5 protein-coding genes are annotated in these 7412 nt (G+C 72.2%); all 5 read right to left on the bottom strand.

Features of this window, described 5'->3' with window-relative positions:
- Nucleotides 1–117: 117 nt before the first annotated feature.
- Nucleotides 118–1947, bottom strand: coding sequence for an ABC-F family ATP-binding cassette domain-containing protein (locus CLM62_RS41085; protein WP_095754977.1), 1830 nt, complete (start codon nucleotides 1945–1947; stop codon nucleotides 118–120).
- A 281-nt stretch (nucleotides 1948–2228) separates the two neighbouring features.
- Nucleotides 2229–3131 (bottom strand): 4-(cytidine 5'-diphospho)-2-C-methyl-D-erythritol kinase, encoded by a 903-nt coding sequence (locus CLM62_RS41095; protein ID WP_095754979.1) that lies wholly within the window; start codon nucleotides 3129–3131, stop codon nucleotides 2229–2231.
- Complete coding sequence (gene rsmA, locus CLM62_RS41100; protein ID WP_095754980.1) at nucleotides 3128–4006, bottom strand: 16S rRNA (adenine(1518)-N(6)/adenine(1519)-N(6))-dimethyltransferase RsmA; 879 nt, start codon at nucleotides 4004–4006, stop codon at nucleotides 3128–3130. The genes CLM62_RS41095 and rsmA overlap by 4 nt, the downstream gene beginning before the upstream one ends.
- A 700-nt stretch (nucleotides 4007–4706) precedes the next feature.
- Complete coding sequence (locus CLM62_RS41105) at nucleotides 4707–6149, bottom strand: transposase (RefSeq protein WP_179382448.1); 1443 nt, start codon at nucleotides 6147–6149, stop codon at nucleotides 4707–4709.
- 176 nt (nucleotides 6150–6325) lie between these two features.
- Nucleotides 6326–7412 (bottom strand): resuscitation-promoting factor (locus CLM62_RS41110; protein WP_095754983.1); only part of this gene is annotated, 1087 nt, incomplete at its 5' end.

Below are 7412 nucleotides of genomic sequence, written 5' to 3' on the forward strand. Positions count from 1 at the left end.
AGTTCTCAGGCGGCCCTTTCTATCACCAGGCACCGACAACGCACCGGGCCGGTTCAGCCCCTGTTCCCAAGGGAGGACCGGCCCGTGATGCCCCTGTTATGCGCCTTCACGCACCCTTCACGCGTCCTCGGCGAGTTCCAGCCACCGCAGCTCCAGTTCGTCCCGCTCACCGGTCAAGTCCCGCAATTCGGCGTCGAGTTCGGCCACCTTCGCGAAGTCCGTCGCGTTCTCCGCGATTTGGGCGTGCAGCTTGGTCTCCTTCTCGGAGATCTTGTCCAGCTGCCGTTCGATCTTCTGGAGTTCCTTCTTGGCGGCGCGCTGGTCGGCGGCGCTCTTCTCGCTCTTCTCGCTCTTGTCGTTCTTCTCGGATACGGCCTTCAGGGCGGCCGGTGCCGAGGCGGCCGCCGCCTCCTCCATCTTCCGCCGCCGCTCCAGGTACTCGTCGATGCCGCGCGGCAGCATCCGCAGGGTGGCGTCGCCGAGGAGGGCGAAGACGCGGTCCGTGGTCCGCTCGACGAAGAACCGGTCGTGGGAGATGACGATCATCGAGCCGGGCCAGCCGTCGAGTACGTCCTCCAGCTGGGTCAGCGTCTCGATGTCGAGGTCGTTGGTGGGCTCGTCGAGGAAGAGGACGTTGGGCTCGTCCATGAGGAGGCGAAGGAGCTGGAGCCTGCGCCGCTCACCGCCGGACAGGTCCCCCACCGGCGTCCACTGCTTCTCCTTGTTGAACCCGAAGGTCTCGCACAGCTGTCCTGCGGTCATCTCGCGCCCCTTGCCGAGGTCGACGCGCTCCCGCACCCGCTGAACGGCCTCCAGGACCCGCAAGTTGGGGTCGAGCTCGCCGACCTCCTGGGAGAGGTAGGCCAGCTTCACGGTCTTGCCCACGGCGATCCGCCCGCCGGCCGGCTGTGCCTCGCCCTGTGTCAGGGCCGCGTCGGCCATGGCCCGCAGCAGGGAGGTCTTGCCGGCGCCGTTGACGCCGACGAGGCCGATCCGGTCGCCGGGGCCGAGGTGCCATGTCACGTGCTTCAGCAGCACCTTGGGGCCGGCCTGGACGGTGACGTCCTCGAGGTCGAAGACGCTCTTCCCGAGCCGCGACGACGCGAACTTCATCAGCTCGCTGCTGTCCCGGGGCGGCGGTACGTCCTTGATGAGCTCGTTGGCGGCCTCGACGCGGAAGCGGGGCTTGGAGGTGCGGGCGGGGGCGCCGCGCCGCAGCCACGCCAGCTCCTTGCGGACCAGGTTCTGCCGCTTGGTCTCCTCGGTGGCGGCGATGCGTTCGCGCTCGGCGCGGGCGAAGACGTAGTCGGAGTAGCCGCCCTCGTACTCGTAGACGTCACCGCGCTGTACGTCCCACATGCGGGTGCAGACCTGGTCGAGGAACCAGCGGTCGTGGGTGACGCAGACGAGTGCGGAGCGGCGCTCGCGCAGGTGCTTGGCCAGCCAGGCGATGCCTTCGACGTCGAGGTGGTTGGTGGGCTCGTCGAGGACGATCAGGTCCTGTTCGTCGATGAGCAGCTTGGCGAGTGCGATGCGGCGGCGCTCGCCGCCGGAGAGGGGGCCGATGACGGTGTCGAGTCCCTGGGGGAAGCCGGGCATGTCGAGACCGCCGAACAGGCCGGTCAGTACGTCCCTGATCTTCGCGTTGCCCGCCCACTCGTGGTCGGCCATGTCGCGGATGACCTCGTGCCGGACGGTGGCGGTCGGGTCGAGGGAGTCGTGCTGGGTGAGGACGCCGAGGCGGAGGCCGCCGGAGTGGGTGACCCTGCCGGTGTCGGACTCCTCCAGCTTGGCGAGCATGCGGATCAGGGTGGTCTTGCCGTCGCCGTTGCGGCCTACGACGCCGATGCGGTCCCCTTCGGAGACGCCGAGGGACACGCCGTCGAGGAGGGCACGAGTGCCGTACACCTTGCTGACGTTCTCGACATTGACCAGGTTGACGGCCATTTCTCTCCTGACAGGGGGGACGATCGACCCTCCAGGGTAGTCGGCTGCGCGGGTGGGCATCGGGGGGCCGGGTTTCTCGCCCCCGCCGCCCCTACCCGTCCCATCCCAGGGGCGCTGCCCCTTCGCCCCCGCCAGGGGGCTCCGCCCCCTGGACCCCCATCGGCCTGAACGGCCTCGTCCTCAAACGCCGGACGGGCTGATTTGGTGCACCTCTCGGCCTACAGAGACGGGTGGTGGGTGGGCATAGGCCGGGGGTCTGGGGGCGGATCCCCCAGCGACCGTCAGGCCCCGGGCACCACCGTCGCCCCCGGCGCCGGCCCCGCCGCCGTACGTACCGTCCTGCATGTGCCGGACGCCCGTAGCGTCTCCGCCACCTTCGCCGCCGAGTCGGCCTCGCGGGCGAGGAAGGCGGTGGTCGGGCCCGAGCCCGAGACCAGCGCCGCGAGCGCACCGGCCGCGCGGCCCGCCGCGAGCGTGTCGGCGAGCCCAGGGAAGAGGGAGAGCGCGGCCGGCTCGAGGTCGTTGGAGACGGTGGCGGCGAGTGCGTCCGGGTCGCCCTTGGCGAGGGCGTCGAGGAGTTCCTGGGAGGCGACCGGGGCGGGGATGTCCACGCCCTCCCCCAGCCGGTCGAACTCGCGGAAGACCGCGGGGGTGGACAGTCCGCGGTCGGCCATCGCGAACACCCAGTGGAAGGTCCCGTCCACCTCCAGGGGCCTCAGCTTCTCCCCGCGCCCGGTCCCGAGCGCCGCCCCGCCCACCAGGCTGAACGGCACGTCACTGCCCAACTCGGCGCAGATGTCGAGGAGTTCCTCGCGGGAGGCGCCGGTCCCCCACAGCGCGTCGCACGCCACCAGCGCGCCCGCGCCGTCCGCGCTGCCGCCCGCCATGCCCCCTGCCACCGGGATGTCCTTGGCGATGTGGATATGGACGGCGGGCGTACGGCCGTACCGCTCGGCCAGCGCCTCAGCCGCCCGCGCCGCCAGGTTCGTACGGTCCAGAGGGACCTGGTCCGCGTCCGGCCCCGTACAAGTGACGCGCAGTTCGTCGGCCGGGGTCACCGTGACCTCGTCGTAGAGGCCGACCGCGAGGAAGACGTTGGCCAGGTCGTGGAAGCCGTCGGGGCGGGCCGCGCCCACCGCGAGCTGCACGTTGACCTTGGCGGGGACGCGTACGGTGACGCTCACTTGCCGGGCTCCTTGTGTTCGGCGTGCTCGGCGATCCGCGCGAACTCCTCCACCGTCAGAGCCTCCCCGCGCGCCTGCGGGGAGACACCGGCCGCGACGAGGGCCGCCTCGGCGGCGGCGGCCGACCCCGCCCACCCGGCGAGCGCGGCCCGCAGGGTCTTGCGGCGCTGGGCGAACGCCGCGTCGACGACCGTGAAGACCTCGCGCCTGGAGGCGGTGGTCTTCAACGGCTCGGCCCGCCGCACCAGCGAGACCAGCCCACTGTCGACGTTCGGCGCGGGCCAGAAGACGTTGCGCCCGATGGACCCGGCCCGCTTGACCTCGGCGTACCAGTTGGCCTTGACCGACGGGACGCCGTACACCTTCGAACCGGGCCCTGCGGCGAGGCGGTCGGCGACCTCCGCCTGGACCATGACGAGGGTGCGCTCGACGCTCGGGAAGGTCTCGAGCATGTGCAGCAGGACCGGCACGGCCACGTTGTACGGCAGGTTCGCGACCAGCGCGGTCGGGGCGGGGCCCGGCAGCTCGGTCACGTGCATCGCGTCGGAGTGGACGAGCGTGAAACGGTCGGCGCGGTCGGGCATGCGGGCCGCGACGGTCGCGGGGAGCGCGGCGGCGAGGACGTCGTCGATCTCGACGGCGATGACCCGGTCGGCGACCTCCAGCAGCGCGAGGGTGAGCGAGCCGAGCCCGGGCCCCACCTCGACCACCACGTCGTCGGGGCGGACCTGCGCGGTGCGGACGATACGGCGGACCGTGTTCGCGTCGATCACGAAGTTCTGGCCGCGTTGTTTGGTGGGGCGTACGCCGAGGGCCGTCGCGAGTTCACGGACGTCGGCGGGCCCGAGGAGGGCGTCGGGGGGAGGGCTGCTCACGGGACAAGGGTACGGGGCTGCACCGAGGCCGTACGGGGGCTATCCGTGCAGCGTCTCGGATGAGCTTAGGTTTTCCTGGGTGGGGCTGGGTTTTCGGCTCGGCCACGGTGGAAAAGTGATCTCGGCTGTGTCCATGGCTGTATCCGTCGTGTGACGGGGGTGGCGTGGGTGTGCAGGTGGAAGCCTGCGCCGAGTCTGGCCCCGTACGGCTGGTGCCGGGTGGGGGTGCTCATCGTGTGCGGTGCCTGCCGCCGTCCGCGCCGCTGGGTGCGGTGGGTGGGTGACTGGGGCTGCCGCCCCGCCGGACGCTTTCCACCCGGGCCCGCAACAGCGGTCTGCGCTGCGGGTGTTGTGGGTGGGGCGGGGACCCTGCGTCGCTGCCTGGGCACAGGGCGGTTTCTCGTGGGGCCCGCCTTGGTCCGGTCCGCGGCAGCGTGCTGCGGACCGGACTCGGTGGCGGGCCTGAGGTGGGTGGTGTGCCGGACCGGCTGGTCCAGCTCCTTGACCGTGCGGCGGATCACGTAGGTGCCACTCGCGCGGTCCAGGACGGTCAGATGCTGGTGGTGCAGGCCGCGGGCGCCGATGCGCTGCCAGGCGGCCACGTCCCGGTCGGTGCTGTAGCCGCAGGCGGTGTTGGGGCAGCTCGCCCATTTCCAGCCCGGTGTGGTGCGGTCGGGGGCGGCGCGGTGCCAGAAGACGCTCAGGCAGGTGGGGCAGTACCTGGGGTTCCGCGGGCGGGGACGATGACCACCGCGATCCCGTAGCGGGCGGCCTGGTGGCGGGTGTGGGCGACGATCTGCCCGCGCACACTGCTGGAGAGGCGGGTGTTCAGGGTGCGGCCCTTGCCCCGGGCCTCCATGTCCCGCAGGTCCTCCAGGTAGATCACCGACGCTCTTGCGGCGCGGGCGTGGCCGACCATGAAGTGGGCGGCGGCCTTGGCGAGCTGCTCGTTCAGCCGCGCACGACGCTTGCTCACCCGGGTGTGCTCGGTGCGCAGCACGGCCAGTTTCGCCGCGGTGAGCGGATCGGGGCGCAGCCCGGATGCGGTGCGGCCGTCGGTCAGGGCCGTCAGGCGGGCGGCCTTGGCCCAGAGCTGCTCGGCCTGGATGCGCAGCCGGTCGGCCTTGGCCAGTACCCCGTCCGGGCGGAAGAACACCGGGCGGGCGTCGGTGTGCACGGCCGGCTGGGTGTCGCCGGTCAGGGTCAGCGTCCCGCCGGTGAGGAGGGTGTTCAGCCCGTAGTCGAAGGCCACCGCCCGCGCATGCCCGTCGCGCCGAGCCGTGGGGGCGGCGGCGGTGTGCGCGAGGTCCAGGCGCAGGCGTCCGCCGCGCAGGCGCAGGGTCGGTGCGTGCAGTGCCGCAGTGTGGTCGATGGTGGGCGGCAGCCGGAACCGGATCACCACGGGGTGCCAGTCGGTGCGGGTGCGGGGTTCGGGCCGCACCGGCAGGCGCACGGTCAGGACCGCGTAGCGGGCCGGGTCGTCCTCGCAGCGGGCCAGCGTGGCCAGCTGTTTGTCGGCGGCGGCCAGCACCACCTGACGGCCGCCGCCCGGCGCCGCCTCCAGCTCACAGATGTCGGCGGGCAGCCGCCCATGCGTGGTGTGGAAGGCGGCCACCTGCCGGGTGCGGGAGCGCAGCACCGAGGCCGCCACCGCCTGCCCGTCCGGACAGGCGGCCCGCAGCGCCTCCCACTCGCCCGCGGTGCGCCGCATCGGATCGGGGTTGCCGGTGGGCCAGGTCGCCAGCACCGCATCGGTGATCTGCGTACGCCACCAGCCAGAGCGCAGCGCCCGCCCGGCCTGCTCCTCGGCGACCCGCCGCACCCGGTCAGGAACGTACACCCCCTCCGGGGCGGTCGCCGCCCAGCCCAGCATCCGCAGCGCCATCCACGCGTTCGACGGCAACCGCACCCCCGACCGGTCCTTGCCGGAGGCGAGTTGGGCCAGATCCGGACGGTTCCAACGGGCGCCGGTCACTGACGTGCACATGCTCTCGACCAGAGCGGTCAGCCAGCCCACCCGCTTACCGAGCGCATCGACCCCCAGCACCTCGCCGGTGACGGTGTCCAGGCCCCGGAACGCGGACGCCGACGCGCACGCGACCCGCTCCGTCTCCCCCTCACCCAGCCGGACCTTCCGCCGCACCCCACACCCCCACCCGGCCACCAGAACTGCTGTCCGATCATCGGACTCACCTACACAACGCACCCCGCCCAGAAAGGTCACGTAGCAACCGCCAGAGTCCCGAAGAGACCGGAAGAATCACAGCAACACCAAGGAAACCCAAGCCAATCGATCCACTGTTAGTGACCCTCGCGCGGCTATCCGTGCAGCCGCGCCCCGCAATGCGGCCAGGGGCTCGCCCCTCTGCGCACGTACAGCTTCTTCGCCCGGAGCGTCTGTTCCGCCGCCGACGCGTCCTGCGGTCGTCCTTTCCCGCCGAGGCTCTGCCAGGTCTGGGTGTCGAACTGGTACAGCCCGCCGTACGTCCCCGAAGAGTCGACGGCGTTCGGCCGGCCCCCGGACTCGCAGGCCGCCAGCCCCTGCCAGTCGAGGTGGTCGGCGCCCTGGACGGACGTCGGCAGTGGCTTCGTCCCGACCTTCACGACCTGCGTGCGCGGCTCCCGCACCACCTCGGACTTGATACGCCGCGGCTTCTGCTTGACCCCGTTGACGGTCCGCAGGGAGTACGTGACCCGGCGCAGCCCCGGCTGCCCGGGCCGCTCGACGATCTCCGTTCCGCGGAACAGGGAGGGGTCGTCCGTGCGCTCCACGTCGAACGGGATCGTCTCCTCACGGACCTCCTTGGTCCCGGTGATCCGCAGCACGGTGACGGTCTGGCCGTCGCGCGGGAAGCTGTCGGGCTTGACGGACGTGGTGTCCTGGCCGCGCAGGGTGATCCCGGCCTCCTCGACGGCCTCACGCACGGTCGCCGCGTTCGTGCGGATCTTGCGGGCGCGGCCGTCCGCCATGATCGTCACCGAGCGTTCGGTGCGCACGTTCAGCGCGAGGCCCCCGCGCCCGATGCGCCGGGAGCGCGAAGCGGACAGATACGCGCCCTCCGCACGCACCCCCAGCTGTTCGAGCGCCTCGTCCACCGTGCGCGCCGTCGTCCACACCTCGCGCCGGTGGCCGTCGAGCGTGAGCCGTACGGGACGGCCGTAGCGCACCGCGACCTCGTCGCCGTTGGCGAGCGCGTCGTCGGGGGCGGGCGCGACCACGTCGTGCGCCCCGACCTCCACGCCCTCCTCCGCGAGCAGTTCCGTGACGTCGTCCGCGAAGGTGTGCAGCGAGCGCGGCTTGCCGTCGACGCTCAGCTCGATCGCCTTGTCCTTGGCGACGAACGCGGTGGTACCGCCGGCCAGGAAGGCGACCACCAGCGCCTGCGGAAGCAGCCGGCGCACGCCG

Source organism: Streptomyces sp. SA15 (genome assembly GCF_002291145.1).
Lineage (GTDB): Bacteria > Actinomycetota > Actinomycetes > Streptomycetales > Streptomycetaceae > Streptomyces.